The 20,574-nt window shown below is 66.9% G+C and carries 19 protein-coding genes; 11 read left to right on the top strand and 8 right to left on the bottom strand.

All coding sequences use genetic code 11. From position 1 onward, the window contains the following. Nucleotides 1-96: 96 nt before the first annotated feature. Both E5679_RS15375 and E5679_RS21440 read right to left on the bottom strand, forming a co-directional pair. Nucleotides 97-2,991 carry an alkaline phosphatase family protein gene (locus E5679_RS15375; RefSeq protein WP_138417427.1) on the bottom strand — a complete coding sequence of 965 codons (2,895 nt, stop codon included), beginning with the start codon at nucleotides 2,989-2,991 and terminating at the stop codon, nucleotides 97-99. A 205-nt stretch (nucleotides 2,992-3,196) separates the two neighbouring features. Further along, complete coding sequence (locus tag E5679_RS21440; RefSeq protein ID WP_275092556.1) at nucleotides 3,197-3,319, bottom strand: hypothetical protein; 123 nt, start codon at nucleotides 3,317-3,319, stop codon at nucleotides 3,197-3,199. Between the two features lie 128 nt (nucleotides 3,320-3,447). On the opposite strand from E5679_RS21440, the gene E5679_RS15370 reads away from it, so the two are divergent. The 3 genes from E5679_RS15370 (at nucleotide 3,448) to E5679_RS15360 (ending at nucleotide 5,841) form a co-directional block, all read left to right on the top strand. Next, nucleotides 3,448-4,890, top strand: coding sequence for a purine-cytosine permease family protein (locus E5679_RS15370; protein ID WP_138417425.1), 1,443 nt, complete (start codon nucleotides 3,448-3,450; stop codon nucleotides 4,888-4,890). A gap of 101 nt (nucleotides 4,891-4,991) precedes the next feature. Next, on the top strand, nucleotides 4,992-5,336 hold the full coding sequence (locus E5679_RS15365; RefSeq protein ID WP_138417423.1) for a hypothetical protein: 345 nt from the start codon (nucleotides 4,992-4,994) through the stop codon (nucleotides 5,334-5,336). A gap of 43 nt (nucleotides 5,337-5,379) precedes the next feature. Further along, a complete protein-coding gene (locus E5679_RS15360) occupies nucleotides 5,380-5,841 on the top strand; it encodes a GatB/YqeY domain-containing protein (RefSeq protein ID WP_138417421.1) in 462 nt (153 codons plus the stop codon). A gap of 3 nt (nucleotides 5,842-5,844) precedes the next feature. Here E5679_RS15360 and E5679_RS15355 read toward each other — a convergent pair whose 3' ends face one another. From E5679_RS15355 to E5679_RS15345, 3 genes are read right to left on the bottom strand one after another with little or no spacing between them, the layout of a single operon-like run. Continuing rightward, nucleotides 5,845-6,702 (bottom strand): amino acid ABC transporter permease, encoded by an 858-nt coding sequence (locus tag E5679_RS15355; RefSeq protein ID WP_212746977.1) that lies wholly within the window; start codon nucleotides 6,700-6,702, stop codon nucleotides 5,845-5,847. Further along, nucleotides 6,699-7,346: an amino acid ABC transporter permease gene (locus E5679_RS15350; RefSeq protein ID WP_138417419.1), complete on the bottom strand. Its 648-nt coding sequence runs from the start codon at nucleotides 7,344-7,346 to the stop codon at nucleotides 6,699-6,701. The genes E5679_RS15355 and E5679_RS15350 overlap by 4 nt, the downstream gene beginning before the upstream one ends. A gap of 7 nt (nucleotides 7,347-7,353) precedes the next feature. Continuing rightward, a complete protein-coding gene (locus E5679_RS15345) occupies nucleotides 7,354-8,328 on the bottom strand; it encodes a glutamate ABC transporter substrate-binding protein (RefSeq protein ID WP_212746976.1) in 975 nt (324 codons plus the stop codon). Between the two features lie 213 nt (nucleotides 8,329-8,541). Between E5679_RS15345 and E5679_RS15340 the strand changes: the two genes are divergently transcribed. From E5679_RS15340 to E5679_RS15320, 5 genes are all read left to right on the top strand, one after another. Continuing rightward, nucleotides 8,542-10,026, top strand: coding sequence for a sialidase family protein (locus tag E5679_RS15340; RefSeq protein ID WP_212746975.1), 1,485 nt, complete (start codon nucleotides 8,542-8,544; stop codon nucleotides 10,024-10,026). 28 nt (nucleotides 10,027-10,054) lie between these two features. Next, a complete protein-coding gene (locus E5679_RS15335; protein ID WP_138417417.1) occupies nucleotides 10,055-10,801 on the top strand; it encodes a GntR family transcriptional regulator in 747 nt (248 codons plus the stop codon). Between the two features lie 81 nt (nucleotides 10,802-10,882). Continuing rightward, nucleotides 10,883-12,223, top strand: a complete 1,341-nt coding sequence (locus E5679_RS15330; RefSeq protein WP_138417415.1) for an enolase C-terminal domain-like protein — start codon at nucleotides 10,883-10,885, stop codon at nucleotides 12,221-12,223. Further along, nucleotides 12,220-13,692: an aldehyde dehydrogenase (NADP(+)) gene (locus tag E5679_RS15325; protein ID WP_138417413.1), complete on the top strand. Its 1,473-nt coding sequence runs from the start codon at nucleotides 12,220-12,222 to the stop codon at nucleotides 13,690-13,692. The genes E5679_RS15330 and E5679_RS15325 overlap by 4 nt, the downstream gene beginning before the upstream one ends. Next, complete coding sequence (locus tag E5679_RS15320; RefSeq protein WP_138417411.1) at nucleotides 13,692-14,861, top strand: fumarylacetoacetate hydrolase family protein; 1,170 nt, start codon at nucleotides 13,692-13,694, stop codon at nucleotides 14,859-14,861. Before E5679_RS15325 ends, E5679_RS15320 begins: the two co-directional genes overlap by 1 nt. A 19-nt stretch (nucleotides 14,862-14,880) precedes the next feature. On the opposite strand, the gene E5679_RS15315 is transcribed toward E5679_RS15320, so the two are convergent. Beyond that, a complete protein-coding gene (locus E5679_RS15315) occupies nucleotides 14,881-15,693 on the bottom strand; it encodes a formate/nitrite transporter family protein (RefSeq protein WP_138417409.1) in 813 nt (270 codons plus the stop codon). 3 nt (nucleotides 15,694-15,696) lie between these two features. After that, nucleotides 15,697-15,978 carry a hypothetical protein gene (locus tag E5679_RS15310; RefSeq protein WP_138417407.1) on the bottom strand — a complete coding sequence of 94 codons (282 nt, stop codon included), beginning with the start codon at nucleotides 15,976-15,978 and terminating at the stop codon, nucleotides 15,697-15,699. A 249-nt stretch (nucleotides 15,979-16,227) separates the two neighbouring features. Here E5679_RS15310 and E5679_RS15305 point away from each other — a divergent pair, with 249 nt between their 5' ends. After that, nucleotides 16,228-16,641 (top strand): hypothetical protein, encoded by a 414-nt coding sequence (locus E5679_RS15305; protein ID WP_138417406.1) that lies wholly within the window; start codon nucleotides 16,228-16,230, stop codon nucleotides 16,639-16,641. 272 nt (nucleotides 16,642-16,913) lie between these two features. Here E5679_RS15305 and E5679_RS15295 read toward each other — a convergent pair whose 3' ends face one another. Continuing rightward, a complete protein-coding gene (locus tag E5679_RS15295) occupies nucleotides 16,914-17,276 on the bottom strand; it encodes a hypothetical protein (RefSeq protein WP_138417404.1) in 363 nt (120 codons plus the stop codon). Nucleotides 17,277-17,391: 115 nt separating this feature from the next. Here E5679_RS15295 and E5679_RS15290 point away from each other — a divergent pair, with 115 nt between their 5' ends. Further along, nucleotides 17,392-17,967 carry a dihydrofolate reductase family protein gene (locus E5679_RS15290; protein WP_138417402.1) on the top strand — a complete coding sequence of 192 codons (576 nt, stop codon included), beginning with the start codon at nucleotides 17,392-17,394 and terminating at the stop codon, nucleotides 17,965-17,967. A gap of 250 nt (nucleotides 17,968-18,217) precedes the next feature. After that, nucleotides 18,218-20,572 (top strand): coiled-coil domain-containing protein, encoded by a 2,355-nt coding sequence (locus tag E5679_RS20905; protein ID WP_171042409.1) that lies wholly within the window; start codon nucleotides 18,218-18,220, stop codon nucleotides 20,570-20,572. Nucleotides 20,573-20,574 lie beyond the last annotated feature (2 nt).

Here is a 20,574-nt window from a genome sequence, read left to right as displayed (position 1 = left end):
TCAAACGGGATCGCGAGGGCGAGATGCCCTTGAGCAGGTGAAGGCCACCTCCCCGAGGAGGTGGCCTTCAGCCTGCGTTCGCTCAGTCAGGGCCGATCAGTCATCGTGGTTGGTCGAGCCGGCGGGAACGCCGGGGACGTCGTCCGGGCCGTAGATCTTGGCGTCGCCCGGGTACGGGGTCTCCCAGTTGTGCGTCTGGTACCAGGTCCAGCGGTTGAACAGCTGCGGGTTCGCGTAGTCTTCCTTCGCGCCGTTGCCGGTCAGGTGCTGCTCCTCGGACCAGTCCTCCCACTCCGCGGCGGTGTCCTTCATCGAGTCCGGGACCGCAGTGGCCTTGGCGGCGGAGTCGTTCACCGCTGCAGCGGAGGCGCCGGTCTGGCCGAGGGTGTCGTTGCCGCATGCTGGTGCAGTCTTGACGCCCTCAGTAAGCGGCACCTGGTTCGGGACTGCGTTGAACGGAGTCAGGTCGGCCTTGTTGGTGAAGGCGTCGAACATCGGGGTTGCCGCGGCGACCTTCTGGTTCAGAGGCTGGGCGCCGAGGATCTGTTCGATGGTCCGGACCATGCTGATCTGCGAGTAGAAGGTGCTGACAGTCTGGCCGTGCGCCGCGTACGGGCTGATGACCTGAATCGGGGCGCGATGGCCGTCTACGTGGTCCGCGCCGTTCTGGCTGTCATCCTCGGCGATGAAGATCGCCGAGTCCTTCCAGTACGGCGAGTGCGAGATCTCCTCGACGATCTTGCCCACGGCGAGGTCGTTGTCCGCGACCTGGGCCTCCGGATCAGCGGTGCCGCCGGTGTGGTCGCTGGAGAGCCACATCATCTGGAAGTTCTGCGGGCCGTTCTTCTCGAAGTCCTGCTTCCACGTCTCGTAGCGGTAGATGTCCGGCACCGCAGTGTCGAACGGCGCGGCGTTCGGGTCCGTGATCGCGTTGAGCGACGGGATGGACGAGCCTGCGTGCATCTGCAGCGCCGGGGTGAAGAGCTGGGCCGGGTCGCCGCCAGCCATGGTGCTCTTGGCCGCGCAGTAGTAGTTCTGCCAGGTCGCGCCCGCCGGCTTGCCCTCTTCGGAGTCGAACTCGCCATAGTTCCTGGCGGTCTTGCCCGCAGCCTGGACGGAGGTCCAGAGGAAGCCGGAGCGCTGGTGGCCAAGGACGTCGTCCTCGGTGTCATACGAGCGCGTGTACTCGCCAGCGCTCTTCTCGGTGTAGGCCGGATCGTCGCCCTGCATCATCCAGTTGTGGCCCTCGGCCGAGTTCGTGCCGATGTCATACGTGTTGTCGTAGAGGCCGAACTGGCTGGCGAGCGCGTGCTGGTTCGGGGTGACCTTCGCGCCGAACTGGGCGAGCGAGGCGTCGCCGTTGCCCTGCTTCATGTCGCCGTAGACCTGATCGTACGTCCGGTTCTCCTTGACGAGGAGGAACACGTGCTTGATCGTCGAGGGATCCCCGATCCGCTTCGGGACGGCGACTGCCGGGATCTTCGCGGCCTCGGCCGCCGTCGCCTCCTTGACGGAGCTGCCGTCCCAGCCGTTCTGCTCGAATACCGTCTCGGTGTCCTTCTGGATCTGGTCGTCGCTCGGCAGGGTGAACTTGGTGAGCGAGGCCGTCGTCGAGTGCGTCCCGTGGCCGGTCGCGACCGTGGTGCCGGGACCCTTGTCGAAGCTGAGCTCGGGGCCGCGCGCGTCAATCCCGCGGATGTTGGTGACCACGATCTGGCCGTTCACCGCAGCGACATTCCCGGGGTAGTAGTCGGTCGGCAGGAGGCCGATGTAGCTGGCAGGGTCCTTCGGATCCTGCTTGTCGACCTTGTAGACGGCGATCGCGTTGGCGCGGCCGAGCGAGACCAGCAGGTGGTCGCCCTGCATCGCGATGCCGGTCGGCTCGTAGCCTACCTGCGAGGGAGCCCACGGCTGCGTCGCGATGGTCTGCAGGACCTTGTTGCTTGCGGTGTCGACGACGGAGACGGTGTCGCTGTTGGTGTTGGCCACGTACAGGGTGGAGCCGTCGGAGTACATCGCGGTGGGGTGAAGCTGGACATCGATCGACGAGACGGGCGCCGACGCGTTGGCCGTGTCGATGACACTCAGGGTGCCGGTGGTGGAGGTGCCCAGATTGCCGTCAGCCGGAACCTGGGTGCCGTAGGAGTCCATCGTCGTCTCACCGGGGGCGGCCTGGCGGCCTCCCTCGTTGGAGACGTACAGCTTGGTGCCGACGAACTTGAGCTGCCGGGGAGCGATGCCGGTAGTGAACGTCTGCTTGACCGTGCCCGCGGCGGGGTCGATCGCCACGACGGTGTTCTGGCCGTTGACGGCGGCATAGAGCGTCGAGCCATCGGGGGAGAACGCCATGCCGGCGGTCAGCGCCTGCTTGCCGCCGACGGTCGGAATGCTGATCTTCGTGCCCGCACCGAGGGATCCGTCCGCATTGAACGGGTAGCGGACGATCCCGGTAGCCACCGGCTCGTAGAGGAACTTGCCGTCGGGGGAGAAGACGGGGCCCTCTTGACCGACCGAACCGTCCGAGACCTTCTGGTACGCCATGTTCCCGTAGCCGGCGCTGCTCGCAGCCGAGGAGAACGACGTCGCCGCCATGGTTCCCGCCGCCGCGACCGGCTTGTAGGTCTTGAGGTCGAAGACCTGCAGGTCGACCGAGCGGTCGGTGCTGGTCCCGACGAGGTATTGGCCATCGGGGCTGACGGCCGAGCCCATGATCTTGCCGAACGGGGTCATCAGGCGGTCGCCGATCGGCTTGATGACCTGATTCGACGAGACCTGAAGCCCGTTCTCGCCCTCGCTGCCGACCTGCTGCTGACCGAAGGCAATCGTGGACGCAGCGGCGATGCCGCCACCGACGATGGCAAGCGCGCAGCTCGCGGAGACGATGGCGAGCGGCTTCCGCCCGTCTGCGAACTTGGACAGCCGCCGCAGGCCGAATGCGGCACCCTGTTGGATGTCGAGGAATCTTTGGTTGACTCTTGGCCGTTTGGCCATTGCGGTTCTCCTCTTCTCGGCCCAAAGCGCCTTGAGGGCGCGTGCGGGCGAGGTTTTCCATGGTGTGTCCGGGGAGGCTCTCCCCCCGGTGGCTTGAGGGACGCAATTGCGCGAGGGCCGGATCCCGGCCCTGCAAGCCTCGTGGCCGAGCCTTACGTTCCTGTGAAGGGCCTGTGATCGTTCGCTGAACTCAGGGGGAACAGCGTCAACGCAGGCCTTCCTGGATCTCCCGGCGGATGAGGCGCACGGCCTCCTCGTCCAAGTCGAGATTGAGGACGGCGTTGAGGGCCCGTGCGAGCCTGGGCGGAGCCGGGTCAGAGAAGGGCACCGTGAATCTCAGGTGAAGCATCGAGAACCCGGTCTGGGATACCGGATGTCATATGTGTCCCATGCCACCAAGACCCGCGAGCGGTGCCGTGAAATGGACCCACACCTTTCGACTCATAGGAGAGCGGCATGGCGGCATCAGCCATCGAGATCCGATCCATCGACAGAGTTCCCGCCAGCGAACGCCACGGGCGGCCGCGGGATCAGTTCACGCTGTGGTTCGGCGCGAACGCGCAGATCACGGCCATCGTGGACGGAGCCCTCGCGGTCGTCTTCGGAGCCGACGCATTCTGGGCCATCGTCGGCCTGCTCGTCGGGAATCTCCTCGGCGGCGCGGTCATGGCGCTGCACTCCGCCCAAGGGCCCAAGCTCGGCCTCCCACAGATGATCTCGAGCCGCGCCCAGTTCGGCGTCCTCGGAGCCGTGATCCCGCTCGTCTTCGTGATCCTCATGTACGTGGGCTTCGCCGCGACGGGCACGGTGCTCTCGGGCGAGGCCATCAACCTCATCATCGGCACGGACAACCGCAGCATCGGCATCCTGATCTTCGGCGCGGCCACGGCGGTGCTGGCCATCCTTGGCTACCGGTACATCCACGCCCTCGGCCGTGTGGCCACCGTGCTCGGACTGCTGGGCTTCGCCTATCTGACGGTCTCCATCTTCACCCGCTACGACGTGTCCCACGCGGTCTTCGTCAAGCCGTTCGAGCTCTCGACGTTCCTCGTGGCCGTCTCCGTCGCCGCGGGATGGCAGCTCACCTTCGGCCCGTATGTTGCCGACTACTCGCGCTACCTTCCCCAGCAGACCAGCGAGAGGCGCACCTTCTGGTGCACGTTCGCGGGCTCCACGATCGGGGCCCAGTGCGCCATGACGATCGGCGCGCTCGCGGGGGGCCTCTCTTCCGCCGGGCTCGGCGGCAGCTTCCTCGCCAACCAGGTGGGGTACATGGGCAATCTCGCGGGCGGTGGTCTCCTCGCGTTCGCGGTCTACGTCATGATTGTGACCGGCAAGCTGACGGTGAACTGCCTGAATGCCTACGGCTCGTTCATGTGCTCGGTGACGATCTCGACGGCGTTCACGCGGCGCTCGAGCGTCAAGCCATCCGCCCGGGTGTTCGCGGTCCTTGCCGTCATCGCCGTGAGTGTGGTCGTGGCGCTTGCGGCGTCCGCGGATTTCCTCAACCTCTTCAAGAACTTCATCCTGCTGCTGCTGATGGTGTTCACGCCGTGGTCCGTGATCAATTTGATCGACTACTACAAGATCTCGCGCGACCGTATTGACGTCGCGGCCCTTTACAACCCGGACGGTCGGTACGGCCGGTGGAACAAGGTGGCGCTCACTTCCTACGCAGTTGGGATCCTCGTGCAGATCCCGTTCCTCTCGCAGTCGCTCTACACGGGGCCGATCACCAAGCTTCTCGGCGGTATGGACATCTCGTGGATCGTCGGCATCGCCGTGACCGCGGCCATCTACTACCCCTGGGCCAAGGCGACCCACCGCCCGTTCCCAGCTGACGCCGTCGACCGTGAAACTGACGCCCGCAGAGGCGAGGAGCACGCCCCCATCGCGTGAGGCAAGCCGCGGGCCAGTGTCTGGCGAGTCCTCGGTCTGCGGCGCGCAGATGTGTGGCAGGGTCGCTTTGGGGGCAACACCTGAACGGCGTTGGGGGGAACATGATCGACAAACGCGAAGCCAAGAATCTGCGGGGCCGCCTCGAAAAAGTCGCGAAGGAGCTGGGCCCGGACCAGCGGCTCTGGCTGGAAGTCCATTCACTGAGGCATCGGCGGCATGGCCGCAGGTGGAAGGGCGTGATCTGTCGGCACGATGAGGTGGCGGCAGTCTTCTCCGGGAGGAACGCACAAGGAGCGGTCTTCGGTCTCGACTACCCCAGCCAGCTCCCCGAATGGCTCGGCATCCTGGGCGTGCGTCCCGTGCAGCCGATGCCAGACGATTGGAACGACATCATGTTCTTCGGGTGCGACGTCGAGGTCCTCGAAGAGGAGACGGCCCGACCCTGATGCGCGCGCAGGCGAATCGGCTGAGACGGAAGAAGGCAACGAAATGTCCCTCAAGGAACAGCTGCAGCAGGACGTCGTGAAGCACATGAAGGACGGCGACCGCGTGTCGCTCCAGACTGTGAGGAGCGTCCTCGGCGAGATCGAGACGCGCGAGAAGTCCGGCAAGACTCCGGTGACCCTCGACGACGCCCAGCTGACGTCCCTGCTGCAGAAGGAGGCGGCCAAGCGCCGCGAAACTGCCTCGATCTATGCTGACGCCGGCGAGAAGGACCGCGCCGACCGCGAGCTCGCCGAGGCCATGGTCATAGAGGCGTACCTGCCGAAGGCCCTCTCCCGAGAGGAGGTCGAGGCGATCGTCGACAACGTGATCGCCGGTCTCAAGGAGGCGGGCCTGGAGCTGAGCATGCGGCAGATGGGCCAGGTGATGAAGCCGGTCACCGCCGAGGTCGCGGGCCGCTTCGATGGGAAGGCGGTGAGCGAGATCGTCCGGGCCAAGCTCGCGTAGAGGTCAGCCGATCGCCGCGGGCATGGCCTCCCGCTGTTCCTCTGCGCGGCCAGTTCGAGCTGTGCGACCGGAAATCCGTGCTTCGAGGTACCGCGCGAAATGCGAGATGAGGATGTTGGTCACCACGTAGACGACCCCGATCACGAGGTAGGTCTGGATGAGGTGGTTCGTGTAGGCGGTGAGGTTGTTCGCCGTCTTCATGAGTTCCGGATAGCTGACCGCGTAGCCGAGGGTCGTGTCCTTGAGCAGGACCACGAGTTGGGCCACCATCGATGGGACAACGATGCGAACGGCCTGCGGCAGCACGACGTACCGCGTGGCCTGGGAGTGCAGCAGGCCGATGCTCAGGGCCGCTTCGACTTGCCCCGCTGGGAGGGCGAGGATTCCGGCGCGGAAGATCTCCGCCATGACGCCGGAACTGCAGAGCGCGATGGGGATGACGAGTTTCCAGAAGATGTCGGGGTTGATCCCATAGGTCGGCAGCCCGCTCACAAAGATGTAGACGACGAGCAGCAGCGGGACTGAGCGGAAGAACTCGATATACGCGGTTGCCGGGCGCCGGAGCCATGCCCGGTGGGACGTGCGGGCCAGCGCCATGAGAAGCGCTGTCGGGATTGCGAAGAGGGCCGCAACCGCTGCCGCAACTGCCGTGTTGCCGAGACCGGCGAGGAGGAATTGGATGTAGGGCCACTGGGTGAACTCGGCCCAGCGGTCGGCAGCAAGCTGCCCGGCGGCGCTGAACCGCAGGATCACCAGGACGACGACGGCGGCAATTGCCAGCCCGCTCAACACCGTCACTATTCGGATCGTGCGTCGCGCGCGGGGTCCTGCCGCGTCGAAGATGTGCTCCTGAGTGCTCACCGCTGAACCCTCCACCGCTTCTCGAGGCGCGCCCCGGCCCAGCCTGCGAGCAGCGAAATGATGACGTAGGCGAAGGCTGCGATCATGTAGGCCGTGAGGCCGAGGGCTGCTTGGTTGTTGATCTCGGACACCTGCAGGGTGAGGTCTTTCACGCCGATGACGCCGGCGAGGGAGGAGCTCAGCAGGATTCCGATGAACACATTGACGAGCGGTTGGACGACACTCCGATAGGCCTGGGGAAACAGGACGTGCCGCAGGACGCCGAAGAAGTCGAGGCCGATGGAGCGGGCCGCCTCGATCTGCCCCACGGAGACTGCATTCACGCCCGTGCGGATGGCCTCACAGGTGAACGCGCCGCCCAAGAGCACCATCGACACGGCCGCGCACGTGAACAGATCGAACGTCACCCCCACGTCAGGGAGCCCGAATGTCACGATGACGAGGAGGCTGATGAGGGGAATGTTGACGAACAGCTCGACGTACAGCCTCCCGACCGCCCGAAGCGGGACGATCGGGCTGATCCGGAATGCTGCCGCGATCGTCCCCACCACGAGCGACCCCAAGAAGCTCACCGCCGTGAGCCTCGCGGTCATCCACAATCCGGCGAGCAGCTCGGCGAAATAGGTGGTGAACAGCTCCTGCATGACCGGATCAGGAAGCGATGGCCGGTGGGGTAGGAGGCTCGGACTTGACCACCTGACCGACGGTGGCTTTCCAGAGCGCGGCCCAAGTCCCGTCGGCCTCCATCGCCTTCAGCCAAGTGTTGACGAAGGCGAGCGCGTCCGTTCCCTTGTGAAGCCCGATCCCATACGGATCCGAGTTGCCGAACGGGTCGCCGACGAGTTTGACGTCCTTGTTCTTGGCCACGTCCGAGAGCAGGATCGACTGGTCGATCACGTAGGCGTCGACGCGCCCCTGCTGGACAGCTGCGAGGCATTTCGGGTTGTCGTCGAAAGTCTGGACGTTCGCCTTCGGCGCGTATTTCTGCAGGAGTGCGACGCCGGTGCTCGCCGCCTGAGTAGCGACGTTCTTGCCTGCGAGGTCATCGACCGAATTGATGTTGGTCGTGGTCGATTTCACGAGGATGGCCGATTTGGACTCGTAATAGGGGCCAGCGAAGTCGACTTTCTGCTGTCGCGCAGGCGTAATCGAGTAGGTGGCAATGATGAGGTCCACCGACTGGTTCTGGAGGAGCGTCTCGCGCGTATCCACGGTGACCTGGCTGAGGTTCTCCTTCGGCTGGCCCGTAATGTACTTCGCGAGGAGTTGGGAGATTCCGGCATCGAAGCCAGCGACCTTTCCGGTTGCAGGGTCCCGCAATGAGAACAGCGAGGACGTGTCCGTGCCGCCGCGGTTGATGACCCCGCGTGCCTTGATGGCCTTGGCCCACGAGTTGGCCTCGACGAGCGACGCATCCGCCACAGCCCCTTTGGCGAGGACCGCGTCGTAGGCGGCCAGGTCGATGACCGAGCCCGAGGCGCCGCCAGCGCTCGCCGAGCCGGATGACGGCGGCAGCGATGGCGTATTCGAACAGGCTGCCATCACTCCCGCGCCAAGAGTTCCAAGCCCCAAGCTGAGCACCCCGCGCCTCGTCAGGCTGCGTCCGGCGATCTCGATTCGATCCATGGCCGATTCCTCCCGTGATCTCGGGTCCGCGGTGCGTGTCGTCCTATCGTGAAGTGCCTACCCAAGCCGTTGCACTTGAAACGTACAGCTCGCCTGCTCCTGTCCGGGTCTGGGGGTCGACGAACTCGACGCTGCCGGGCCTTGTGCTGCATGCCTCTTGGCGGGATCTTTTTTCCACCCAGAATCCTCAGCCTCCACCCCCAGGAGAATCCGATGGAACGGAAAGCCACCCCCCGCATGGCGCTGCTGGCACTGTTGCCCGCGGCCCTGATGCTCAACCTGGCCGGGGCAGCGTCCGCCGGAACGTTCGCCCCGCCCGTCACCGCCAGCGGCCCCAGTCCCTACGCGGGGTGCACGCTCGGGAGCGCCCCCGGTGCCGTCAACTACGTCAACGCGGAGGTGGAACCTTGGGTCGCCGTGAACCCCACGAACACCAAGAACATCGTCGGCGTGTGGCAGCAGGACCGCTGGTCCGACGGCGGCTCCCACGGCCTTGTCGCGGGCTACTCGACGAACGGCGGCAAGACGTGGAACGAGACGACACAGCCGTTCAGCGCGTGCGCGCCCGGCGGGCTCTCACACTACGACCGCGCCTCCGACCCGTGGGTCTCCTTCGGCCCTGACGGCACCGCGTACTCGGTGTCGATCTCGTTCAACGGAGTTGGACCGGACAACGCGGTGGCGGCAGCGACATCGTCCGATGGCGGGAAGACGTGGGGGAGGCTCAGCCTGCTCAAGGAGGATCTCAGCTCGCAGTTCTTCAACGACAAGGAGTCGGTGACCGCCGATCCGGTCATCGCCGGGACCGCCTATGCGGTGTGGGACCGGCTGGTGTCACCCAATGGGAACCCGCAAGCGGACGTGCATGCGGCGGCATTCAGCGGACCGGCGCTGTTCGCAAAGACCACTGACGGGGGCCGTACGTGGAGCGCCGCGACGACGATCGTTCAGACGGCGAACCGGCAGCAGACGATTGGCAACCAGATCGTCGTGGACCCGCGGACGGGGACCCTGTACGACTTCTTCGATCTCATTCTCGGCAGCGGCCCGAATGGGCTCGGGCAGCTGCATGGACTCAACGTCGCCTTCGTGAAGTCCGCGGACGGGGGAGCCACGTGGAGCACGCCCCAGATCATTGCGGAGCTTGACAGCGTTGGTGTGACTGACCCGAACACCGGAGCGACCATCCGGACTGGCGACGACATCCCCGAACCGGCCATCGACCCCGCGACCGGACAGTTGTACGTGGTCTGGCAGGATGCCCGTTTCACTGGGTTCGCCTACGACCAGGTGGCGATCTCCACGTCGTCCGACGGCGGTGCCACCTGGTCGGCTCCGGCCCGGGTCAACACTCCGACCGGCCAGCCCGCGTTCACGCCGAGCGTGCGGGTCAGCTCCGCGGGCACGGTCGGGGTCACCTACTACGACTTCAGGAACCTTGCTGCGGGGAATACGTCCAGTCTGCCAACTGACTACTGGTTCACTTCCGCCCCGGCAGGGGGAGCGTCGTTCGGCAACGAGACGCACCTCTATGGTCCCTTCGACATGCTGACTGCACCGAACGCCGAAGGCTTCTTCGTCGGTGACTACGAGGGGCTGGCCTCCGCTGGAAGCCAGTTCGTGTCGATGTCGGTGCGGGCGAACGACGGCAACACTGCCAACCGTACTGACGCTGTGGCCACCACCATCGCTCCTTAGCTATAGGAAAGCGTGCGATCATATTTAAATGACGGCTAGACCCGCCGCTGCCGCGGCCCCTGCCGCCGCTGAGTCTCCCCGCGGGAAGGCAGCGGCGGAGGCCTACGCAGTGCTCCGCGCCATGATCCTCGAGGGCGAACTCGCGCCTGACGAGCGAATCACCATCGACGCCGTGTCGCGGCGCCTCGAGATCTCCCAGACGCCCGTTCGCGAGGCGCTCCAGCGGCTTGAGGGCGACAACCTCGTGGTCTCCAGCCCTGGGCGCGGATACAGCACCACCCCGCTGCTCGGCCTCGAAGAACTGCGGGCGCTCTTCGAGTTCCGCCTCCTGGTGGAGCCGTGGGCGGCGAGGTCGGCCGCCGTCGACCGTCTCGCCAATCCGGGGCGCGCCCTCAGGGCCGAGCTCGACGCGCTCGAGGAGTCCGTGGGTGCAGACGGCGACCTGAGGCAGCTCCTGGTCGCCCACGACACGAGGTTCCACGGGCTCATCCTCGAGGCTGCGGGAAACCCGGTGGTCCGGCACGCCTTCGAGCAGACTCACTGCCACCTGCACACCTTCCGCCTCTATCCGGCCGACATCGGCGGGGATCGCACCGCAGAGGAGCACGCGGAGATTGCGGCGGCCATCTGGGCGTGTGATGGGGCGGGCGCCGAGGCGGCAATGAGCCGGCATATCTTCAACTCTTTCGACCGCTTCGCGCGGGCCTACACGAACGACGGCGGCCTGGCCGCCCTTGAGCGGTCGAGTCGCCCCCGGATGCGCGTTGCCCGCTAGGGCGACTTGACTCCACCCCGTTGGTTCTCGATATGGTTTTGTCAATTCCTATAGGATTCTTGTCCCAACTTGAGAGGCCTCATGTCCCGCATCTCCGCCGTCACGGCACATGACATCCGCTTCCCCACCTCGCTCGAACTCGACGGCTCCGACGCCGTCAACGTGGACCCGGACTACTCGGCCGCCTACGTCATCGTCCGCACGGACGAAGGCGAAGAGGGCCACGGCTTCGTGTTCACCTGCGGCCGCGGCAACGAGATCATGGTCCGCGCGATCGAGTCGTACGCGAGCCTGCTCGTGGGCCGCGACGCCAATGAGCTCGTGAGCGATCTCGGCGAGGCATCGCGTCGACTCGTCCACGATTCCCAGCTTCGCTGGCTCGGCCCCGAGAAGGGCGTGAGCCACATGGCGTGCGGCTCCCTCATCAGCGCCCTGTGGGACCTCCGTGCCCGCCGCGAGGGCAAGCCGCTCTGGCTCCTCCTCAGCGAGTTGAGCCCCGAGGAGATCGTCGACGTCGTCGACTTCACCCACATCTCGGACGCGCTCACGCCCGCCCAGGCGCTCGACATCCTGCGGGCCGGGCAGGAGGGCAAGGCCGAGCGGATCGCCTCGCTCCAGAGGGACGGCTACCCCGCGTACACGACCTCGCCCGGGTGGCTCGGCTACAGCGACGAGAAGCTCGTGCGCCTGAGCCGCGAGGCCGTCGCCGATGGTTTCTCGATGATCAAGCTCAAGGTCGGCGGAAGCCTGGACGACGACCGCCGTCGCCTCCGTCTCGCCCGCGAGGCCGTCGGCTCGTTGCCGATCGCCATCGATGCCAACCAGCGCTGGGACGTGCCCGAGGCGATCGAATGGGTCAACGCGCTCCGCGAATTCGAGCCCTACTGGATCGAGGAACCAACCAGCACGGACGACATCCTCGGCCACGCGGCGATCCGTGAGGGAGTCGGGCCCGTGCGCGTTGCCACCGGAGAAGCCGTAGCCAACCGCATCGTCTTCAAGCAGCTCCTCCAGGCAGGCGCGATCGACGTGCTCCAGCTCGACTCGACCCGCGTGGCCGGTGTGAACGAGAACATCGCGAACATCCTCCTCGCGGCCAAGTTCGGCGTCCCGGTCTGCCCGCATGCGGGCGGCGTGGGCCTGTGCGAACTCGTCCAGCACTTCTCGTTCTTCGACTTCGCGGCGGTTTCGGGAAGCCAGGAGGGCCGCATGATCGAATACGTCGACCACCTCCACGAGCACTTCGCCGAGCCCGTCCGGATTGAGCGCGGCCGTTACCTCGCGCCGCAGCTGCCGGGGACCAGCGCCGAAATGCTCGCAGCCTCGCGCGAACGATGGGAGTTCCCGTCCGGCGCGGGCTGGCTCGAAGTGGGGGACCGCGCCGCGGTCTCCGTTCCTACTCTGGCGGGAGACGCACGATGACGACAACGGCAGAACTCAACTCAGCGGTCGAGGCTGCGCACGCGGCATTCCTCAAGGCAAGGAGCGCGACGCCCGAGACCCGGGCCACCTGGCTCGAGTCCGTCGCGGACGAGCTCGACGCCGAGGCTTCGGAGCTCATTGAGATCGCGCGCCGCGAGACGCACCTCGGCGAGCAGCGGCTCGCGGGGGAACTCCGCCGCTCCACCTTCCAGCTGCGACTCTTCGCCGATGAGATCCGGTCCGGGGAGCACCTCGACGCGACCATCGACCACGCCGACCCCGAGTGGGGCATGGGTCCGCGGCCGGACATCCGTCGGATGAACGTGCCGCTCGGCGTCGTGGGAGTCTTCGGCGCGTCCAACTTCCCCTTCGCCTTCAGCGTGGCCGGCGGGGACACGGCCTCGGCGCTCGCGGCGGGCTGCGCCGTCGTGCACAAGGCCCACACAGCGCACCGGGAGCTAGCCGCCCGGACGGGCGAGGCGGTCGTCCGTGGCCTCGACAAGGCCGGCGCCCCCGCTGGGCTGTTCGCGCTCGTGGAGGGTCGGGAAGCCGGGGTGGCCCTGGTCGAGCACCCGCTCGTCAAGGCCATCGGCTTCACCGGCTCGACGGCTGGCGGCCGAGCCCTCATGGACGTCGCCGCTGCGCGCCCCGAGCCCATTCCGTTCTACGGCGAGCTGGGCGGGATCAACGCCGTGGTCGTCACGCCCGCAGCGTGGGACGAGCGCCGGGAGCAGATCCTCGCCGACTATGCCGGCTCGTTCACGCTCGGCATGGGCCAGTTCTGCACGAAGCCCGGGCTGCTGTTCGTGCCGGCGGGAGAGGACGCGGAGCTCGAAGAGCCCCTCGTCACCGCGCTGCGCGACGTTCCCCTCCACCCGCTCCTGGCCGAGCGGCTGCATGACGGGTTCGCGGAGGCCGTGGGCGAGGTCTCGTCCCAGCCGGGCGTCCGCGTGCTGGTCCCTGGGAGCTTCGATGAGGCGCCGCACCCCACGGTGCTCGTGGCGGAGGCCCGCGATGCGCTCGCCGACCCCGAGCTGCTGCGCCGGGAGATGTTCGGTCCGGCGAGCGTCATCGTCCGGTACGCCGACGCCGCCGAGCTCCACGGGCTCGTGGACACCCTCGAGGGCCAGCTCACGACGGCGATTCACGGCACCGACCGCGACGCCGCCGACGAATCGACCGAGGAGCTCAGCGAGAAGCTCGCCGAGCGCAGCGGCCGAGTCCTGTGGAACGGTTGGCCCACCGGAGTGACGGTGAGCTACGCGCAGCACCACGGCGGCCCTTACCCTGCCACGTCGAGCAACACGACCTCCGTGGGGACCGCCGCGATCCGCCGGTTCCTCCGCCCTGTCGCGTACCAGGGCTGGCCCGAGGCGCGGCTCCCGGAGCCGTTGCGCGATGACAATCCGTGGGGCGTGCCCCAAAGAGTCGACGGCGTGTGGAAGCGCCCTGAGCGAAAGGGAGCCTAGTGAGCGACCTCTTGAAGCGAGTCCTGCCCGAGGACGCCGAGAAGGCCGTGTTGGTCGCTCGCGTGTGGGATCCCTCGGCGGGCGGGCCGCGTGTTGCCGCCGTCCGCGGAGACGAGGTCTACGACCTCCAAAGTGAGGCACCCACCGTCGCCGGGCTTCTCGCCGGCGACGACCCTGCCGCCGTCGTACGTTCCGCCGTCAGCCGGGCCGGCGAGCCGCGGTGGTCGACGGCGGACCTGCTCGAGGCCGCCGAAGCCGGTGATCACAGCCGACCGCATTTCCTCGCGCCCATCGACCTGCAGGTGGTCAAGGCCTGCGGCGTGACGTTCGTGGAGAGCATGATCGAGCGGGTCATTGAGGAGCGTGCAGGCGGCGATCCCCATCGCGCCGCCGAGCTCCGAGAGCGTGTTGGTGCAGCTTTGGGCGGCAGTCTCGACGGCGTGCGTCCCGGCAGCGTCGAGGCGGAACGCGCCAAGACGGTCCTGCAGGAGGAGGGGCTGTGGTCTCAGTATCTCGAGGTGGGCATCGGGAAGGACCCTGAGGTCTTCACGAAGGCGCCGGTCCTCTCATCGGTCGGGTACGGAGCACGGATCGGGGTGCTCGAGGCCTCCGAGTGGAACAATCCGGAGCCGGAGCTCGTGCTGCTCGTGACGCCGGACGGTCGGCCGGTGGGCGCGACGCTCGGGAACGACGTCAACCTCCGTGACATCGAAGGGCGCAGCGCTCTCCTGCTCGGCAAGGCCAAGGACAACAACGCCTCGAGCGCTCTGGGGCCGTTCATCCGCCTCTTCGACGGGGACTTCACGCTGGATTCGCTGCGCAACGAGGAGATCCTGCTGGACGTGCAGGGCGACGACGGGTTCAGGCTCGAGGGGCGCAACAGCCTCGCACACATCAGCCGGCCGTTCGAGGAGCTCATCGCCGCCACCGTGGGGAGGCACCACCAGTACCCTGACGGTTTCGCCCTCTTCACCGGGACGCTGTTCGCACCCGTCCAGGATCGCGGTGAATCCGGGAAGGGTTTCACCCACCGGGTGGGGGACAAGGTCGAGATCTCGAGCCCGCGTCTCGGGACGCTCGCCAACACCGTGGCACTCTGCGAGGAGCTCCCGCCTTGGGACTACGGGCTCAGGGACTTCTTCGCATATCTGGCGCGCCGAACGGCCTGAGCCGTTCAGAGGAGAGTGTTCAGGAGGAGTGGGCTCGCCGCTCTCTCAGCAATTCCTTGCTGCGCAGCAATCGGAGCGCGGTCACCAGGAGGAGGCCGCCGAGGACGTTGAAGACGGCCGTGTAGGCGAACCATCCCAGCCACTGCCCGTACCCGAAGGGCGCGCCCGCGTGGAGGGCCCCGAAGATCAGCAGTGAATCAAGAATGGAGTGGAAAAGGGGCAGGCCCGAGAGCAGGAAACCCCCCGCAACGGCAGCCGCGATTTTCGCCGGAACCGATTCTGTGCCCTGCTGCATTCGCGTCATCAGGGTAATGGTGCTGCCACCCAACGTGGCCAGGCAGAAGGACTGGAGATTGGGCGGGGCCTCGGTGAAATGCCGCGCGGACTCGATGACGGTAGGAGCCCACTCGGGAAAAGCGTGCAGGACCAGCCACATGAAGCACCAGCCGCCCACGAGATTCGCCACCAGCGTTCCCGCCCAGAGTCTGCCGAGCTGACCTAGGCGGGCCTCGCGAGCCGCCACGGCGGCAATAGGGACCAGAAAGCCCTCGGTGAACAGTTCGCTCTTGGCCAGCAGGAGCGCGATGAAGCCAATGCCGAACGCGAGCCCTGCCAGCAGCTTGTTTCCCGTGGAATGCTCGACAGCAAGATACGCCATGACCCCGAGCCCGACTTCGACACCACCGAAGAAGCCGGTAATGAGAACGGACCGCCAAGGTCGGTGAAGACGCTGCGCCCCTTCGGCGACGATCCGGTCGAAGGACTCCTCGATCTCCTCCTCGACCGGACCGTCGTTGCTGCCGAGTTCCCGACGGCGGTCCTCGTCGCTCACGGGTCAGTCGGCTTCCTCTTCCTCGGTCAGGCCGCGCTGTGCCAGGTCCGCAGCCTCGGATGAGCCCTCGGGCAGCGGGTCGGTCGCCGGGGGGACCTGACTCGGCGCATAGTCGGCGAGCCCGGCGGCCACCCGCTCCTGCTCCGTCGCAGCCTCCAACGCGTCGTCGTCCAGGCTTTCGGGCATGCCTGCGTGGCCCTTGTAGGCCCGGGGCGGGAGGGCGTCTTCCTCCGGAGTGATGACATCGTCGAGGTTCGGAGCCTCATTGTTGTCTGCGGTCGACATGGCAATCCTCCCGATAGAGACAGAACGGTCCTTTTGCTGGTAGGCCCTTACCCGCCAGATGGCCTGTCAAGCCTCGGTATCGTGACGGTGTTTGGAAAGCCTTCTTTTTGCAGTGATCTCACGTGACCAGAACTGTCACGCCGGAAGGGGACCAAAGGCCTACCTTCCGGTCTCAAGACGCCGGATAAATTACTCGAGGGCGATAAGCGCCGAGGACTTAATTCAATCGTTATGGGGGAAGGTTTCGACGTGACAGATGGATACGTCCCGGGGGATTCGGGTTTCGGAGTGGGGGAGGCGGTGCGTTTCCGTCGCGACATCAAAGACCCGTTCCTGGCAAACGTGCGGGTCAGCGAGGGGGACGAAGGCGAAATCGTCCACGTGCTGCCGCATCTCGTCCCGCCAGCAGTCGTGGTGAAGCTGGAAAATCCCCGGCTTCCGAATATCACCCGGGTCGTCGTGCAGACCGAGCTGCTTGAACTCACCAGGAAGCCAAGCATGGCGGCCCATCCTTCCGCGCACAGAATCGGCGTTGTGAGGACCCTTCCAGTCGCCCGATCCCCTCGGCAGAATGCGCCGCGGATCTCAGGGCTCGCGCCGGTCATCCCGATCGGCAGAGGACACGCGGACGATGGGCAACGGCGGACGCGGGCCCGCGCCTGACGGTGGCGCCCGTGGTCCTAAGCGGCAGCGGAGCATCCTCGGCATAGCCGCGGCCACGCGCAGCATCTTCCCCTCGTTGCGCCGTCACGTTCGCAGGGTCAGAACCCTGCGGACGTGACGGCGCAAAGGGATGACGACGCCGTCCGCGCCGGCTCCTCGAGGTCACCGCAGGTCTTGCGGACCGCGAGGGGCCGGGCCGAGTCACACTCCGCGAGGTTGTACCGGCCGCGGGAACCTCGACCACGGCGACTGCCGGCGCGGCGCCGATCGGGCTAGCCTCGGAGGCCGAGATGATGGTGGGGCACGGCAAGCGGGACCGAGGCGGCGACCAGGGGGCGCTCGTAGGGCAGCAGGGGGCCTGCGGTGGTCGAACGCCACGGGAGCGCGGGCGAACTTGCGGGCGCGGGCTTGGGCAAGATCATGGCGGCCGCCACGATGAGCGCCATGACCAGCGCAACCGCTACCCAGGAGGCTGCGACGGCCATCCGGATGGGATCCTGTCTTGTCCTCTGCCGTGCGCGCTGACTGGTCGTCGAGACGCGATGAGGCACGTAGCGAATGTGATGGTGGGCCGGTGCGGCGCTGGGGAAGAAGGAGCGCCCCCGCACGGGCCCGTGTGCCAGCCGCATGTTCATGACTTCCTCCTCTCCTCGAAGGACCTGACACCATGTATTTAGCGCGATGGCCCGTGGCCCTCAAGACCCCCTGAGCTCTTGTTTGGCACGCGGCTCCGGTGCCACCGTGGTGTCCATGGGACGGCTCATAGTTCAGGAAACGATCAGCGCGGACGGCTTTGCTGCGGACCCGGAGGGAACAACGTCCTTCATGGAGCCCTTTATCGGCGGATCCGCCGAAGGCTTCGCGCGGAGCCAGCTCGAACTCATCGAGGGCCTTGACGGGATGCTCATGGGCGCCCGGACCTATGAGGGGTTCAGCTCGTTCTGGCCAACCGAGGCGTCAGCGGGCGAGATGGTGGCGCCCGCCCTCAACTCGCTGCGGCGGTACGTGTTCTCCCACTCCCATTCCGAGGCGCCTTGGGGGGAATTGGGCGACTGCGAGGTCTTCTCGGGCGACACGGGCGAGGCGATTCGGCGCATCAAGGCGGAGTCCGACGGCGACATCGGGTGCTGGGGCAGTCTCACCTTGGTGCGTGAGCTCCTTGATCTCGGTGAGGTTGACGAATTGCGGATCGTCGTGGCGCCGTCGATGATCGGACAGGGCCGGCGATTCGGGTCGGGGAGCCCGCTGCAGCTCGCTCTGAAGAAGGCCGTCACCCACGACGACGCCTTGGTCGAGATGATCTACGACCTCAACCCCACCGGCTGAAAGGGCGCAGAATTCCGGTTCCTGAGTAGTGCTTGTCACTACTTGGGCGGGACGCCGGAAAAGTCGAGTACACGGTTTCTCAAACAAGTGGTGCGGGGCTCTCGCATCTCCCATAGCGTCTTTTATGCGTCCAGATTCGGGCGATGCAAACGATGAAGGGGACCGCATCGTGCACCGTGCCCCGACCGTCTGCCGCAGAACCGCTGGCAGGCGCCGGAGCGGGTGCCCCTTCGCACCACTCGGAGGAACCATGAACAACTTGCCGACCCCACCCACTCGGCTCCGGCGCGTGCTCGCTGCCGCCGTCCTGGTGCCAGGGATCACAGGGGCCCTGCTCACCGCCGGACTCCCCGCCCAGGCCACGGGGCCGGCAGGCACCCAGGGGATCTGCAACGGCGTCGTCAATCAGCTCGCCCATCGAGGCGCCATCCAGGAGAACCTGCTCAAGGCCGCGACGAAGCGCAACGCCGACGCGATCGCCGTGCTGAATGCCCAGAAGGCCAACCTCCAGAGCCAGGCAGACGGACTGAGTGCGCAGATCGCCGGGCTGAACGCGACGATCCAGCAGGCCGATGATGAGCTCGCGGCCCTTGAGGGCCAGCTGAAGTCCACGCAGGACCAGATCGACTCCCTGACCGCCCAGCAGGGCCAGACTCAAGCGCAGATCGACGCAGCGACCTCTACGCTCCAGACGCTGCAGTCTCAGCAGGCGAGCCTCACCGCCCAGATCACGGCGCTCCAGGGCCAGCTCGCCACCGCGCAGGCCGCCAGCGCCGACCTCAAAGACCAGGCGAGCGCCGCTCAGGCAGCCCTTGACGCCAACAACGCCGCCATTCAGACGGCAACCGCGGAACTTGCCGCGCTTCAGGCGGCCGCCAACGACGCCCAGAACGCCCTTGCAGCGAAGCAGGGCCAGATCGACACCGCGAACCAGGAGCTCACCGCGCTGCAGGCCGCCGCCAAAACCGCGGCCGACAATGTGACCAGCGCCCAGCAGGCAGTCGACGCAGCTCAGGCGGAGCTCACCCGCCTCCAAGGGGTGGCGACGACGGCGCAGTCTGCCCTCGATGCGCAGACCAAGGCGGTGAGTGATGCCAAGGCCGACCTCCAAGCGAAGCAGCAGGTCGCTTCTGACGCTGCCGCGGCGGTTGACGCCAAGAACGCCCAGATCGCCCAGGCGCAGAAGGACCTCGCAGCTCTGCAGGCCACGGCCCAGCAGGCCGCGGACTCCCTCGCCGCCAAGAAGGCCCAGATCGCCCAGGCCCAGAGCGATCTGGCTGCGCTCCAGGCGGCCGCCCAGAAGGCGGCCGACGCGGTCGCCGCAAATGCGAAGGCCATCGCGGACGCCCAGACGTCGGTCGCGACCCTCCAGGGTCAGCTCGCGGCCGCGCAGCAGGCCGTGACCGCCAAGCAGGCGGAACTCGCCGCCGCGCAGAACACCCTCGCGTCCCTGCAGCAGCAGAAGACCCAGCTGCAGAATGACATCGCCGCCCAGCAGGCGATCATCGACAAGTACCCGGCGACCTCGAACGCGCAGGCCAAGCGCGATGCCCAGGCTCAGCTCGCAGCCGACCAGACCAAGCTTGATCAGGTGAACACGCAGATCACCACCACGAACGGGCAGATTGCGGCCCTGCAGGGCGATCTGAACACGCTGCAGGCCAACGTCAACACGCTCAACGCGCAGCTGCTCACTGCCCAGCAGAACAGCAGCGCGCTCCAGCAGCAGGCGGCGCCCCTTCAGGCCTCGCTCGCGAGCGCGAATGACGCGGTCGCCGCCAAGCAGGCCGAGCTTGCGGCCCTTCAGGGCCAGCTGCCCAGCCTGCAGACCGCCGTCGACAACGCCAACGCTGCCGTCGCGTCGAAGCAGGTCGATCTCGCGACGCTCCAGCGCCAGCTCCCCGCGCTTCAAGACGCGGCGAATGCCGCGCAAGCCGCCGCGGACGCCCAAGCCAAGACCGTCGCCGATCTCGAGGCTCAGCTGCCCAGCCTGACAGCCGACCGGGACAAGGCGCTCGCTGACCTGAGCGCGCAGCAGGACGTCCTGACTCAGCGTCAGGCGGACCTCGCGAGCGCGACGAACGTGCTGGCCGCGGCGCAGCAGGCGGTTTCGGACAAGCAGGCCGAGATCAAGGGGCTGCAGGACCAGCTGCCGGCTCTCCAGAGCGCGGTGGACCAGACGAGCGCCGCGGTGGGGGCCAAGCAGGCCGAGCTGGACGGGCTCAACGCGGTCAGCGACGGCCTCGTGGCGCGGCTCAAGGACCTCAACGCCCAGATCGCCACGGCGGAGCAGAACGTCCTGAACCTCGAGAACCTGGTCGCCCCGCTCCTGACGAAGCTCGACGGGCTCAACCAGCAGGTTTCGGACACCGAGCAGCAGCTTGCGTCCCTTCAGCAGCAGTCGGTCAGCCTAGACAAGCAGGTCAGCGCCGCCCAGCAGACGCTGTTGGCTCTGCAGGCGCAGAAGGGCAACAAGATCGACGCCATCAAAGCCCAGAAGGCGGCTGTGGCCGACCTCCAGGCCCAGCTCGCGAGCGTGCAGGCTCAGATCAGCGCGATCGACGGAACGATTTCCAACGGCGGGTGCCTGGTTCCGGGCAAGTAGCG

It is taken from the genome of Sinomonas gamaensis (assembly GCF_005876955.1).
In the GTDB taxonomy this organism is placed as follows: Bacteria; Actinomycetota; Actinomycetes; order Actinomycetales; family Micrococcaceae; genus Sinomonas; species Sinomonas gamaensis.
Note: the sequence above shows the minus strand (reverse complement) of the source record. Positions and strands in the feature narration are given on the sequence as shown.

Bases quoted from the DNA above. Each gene is read 5' to 3' on its own strand.
- E5679_RS15375 (WP_138417427.1), bottom strand. From the start codon at position 2,991: ATGGCCAAACGGCCAAGAGTCAACCAAAGATTCCTCGACATCCAACAG.
- E5679_RS15370 (WP_138417425.1), top strand. From the start codon at position 3,448: ATGGCGGCATCAGCCATCGAGATCCGATCCATCGACAGAGTTCCCGCC.
- E5679_RS15365 (WP_138417423.1), top strand. From the start codon at position 4,992: ATGATCGACAAACGCGAAGCCAAGAATCTGCGGGGCCGCCTCGAAAAA.
- E5679_RS15360 (WP_138417421.1), top strand. From the start codon at position 5,380: ATGTCCCTCAAGGAACAGCTGCAGCAGGACGTCGTGAAGCACATGAAG.
- E5679_RS15350 (WP_138417419.1), bottom strand. From the start codon at position 7,346: ATGCAGGAGCTGTTCACCACCTATTTCGCCGAGCTGCTCGCCGGATTG.
- E5679_RS15345 (WP_212746976.1), bottom strand. From the start codon at position 8,328: ATGGATCGAATCGAGATCGCCGGACGCAGCCTGACGAGGCGCGGGGTG.
- E5679_RS15340 (WP_212746975.1), top strand. From the start codon at position 8,542: ATGGAACGGAAAGCCACCCCCCGCATGGCGCTGCTGGCACTGTTGCCC.
- E5679_RS15335 (WP_138417417.1), top strand. From the start codon at position 10,055: ATGACGGCTAGACCCGCCGCTGCCGCGGCCCCTGCCGCCGCTGAGTCT.
- E5679_RS15330 (WP_138417415.1), top strand. From the start codon at position 10,883: ATGTCCCGCATCTCCGCCGTCACGGCACATGACATCCGCTTCCCCACC.
- E5679_RS15325 (WP_138417413.1), top strand. From the start codon at position 12,220: ATGACGACAACGGCAGAACTCAACTCAGCGGTCGAGGCTGCGCACGCG.
- E5679_RS15310 (WP_138417407.1), bottom strand. From the start codon at position 15,978: ATGTCGACCGCAGACAACAATGAGGCTCCGAACCTCGACGATGTCATC.
- E5679_RS15295 (WP_138417404.1), bottom strand. From the start codon at position 17,276: ATGAACATGCGGCTGGCACACGGGCCCGTGCGGGGGCGCTCCTTCTTC.
- E5679_RS15290 (WP_138417402.1), top strand. From the start codon at position 17,392: ATGGGACGGCTCATAGTTCAGGAAACGATCAGCGCGGACGGCTTTGCT.
- E5679_RS20905 (WP_171042409.1), top strand. From the start codon at position 18,218: ATGAACAACTTGCCGACCCCACCCACTCGGCTCCGGCGCGTGCTCGCT.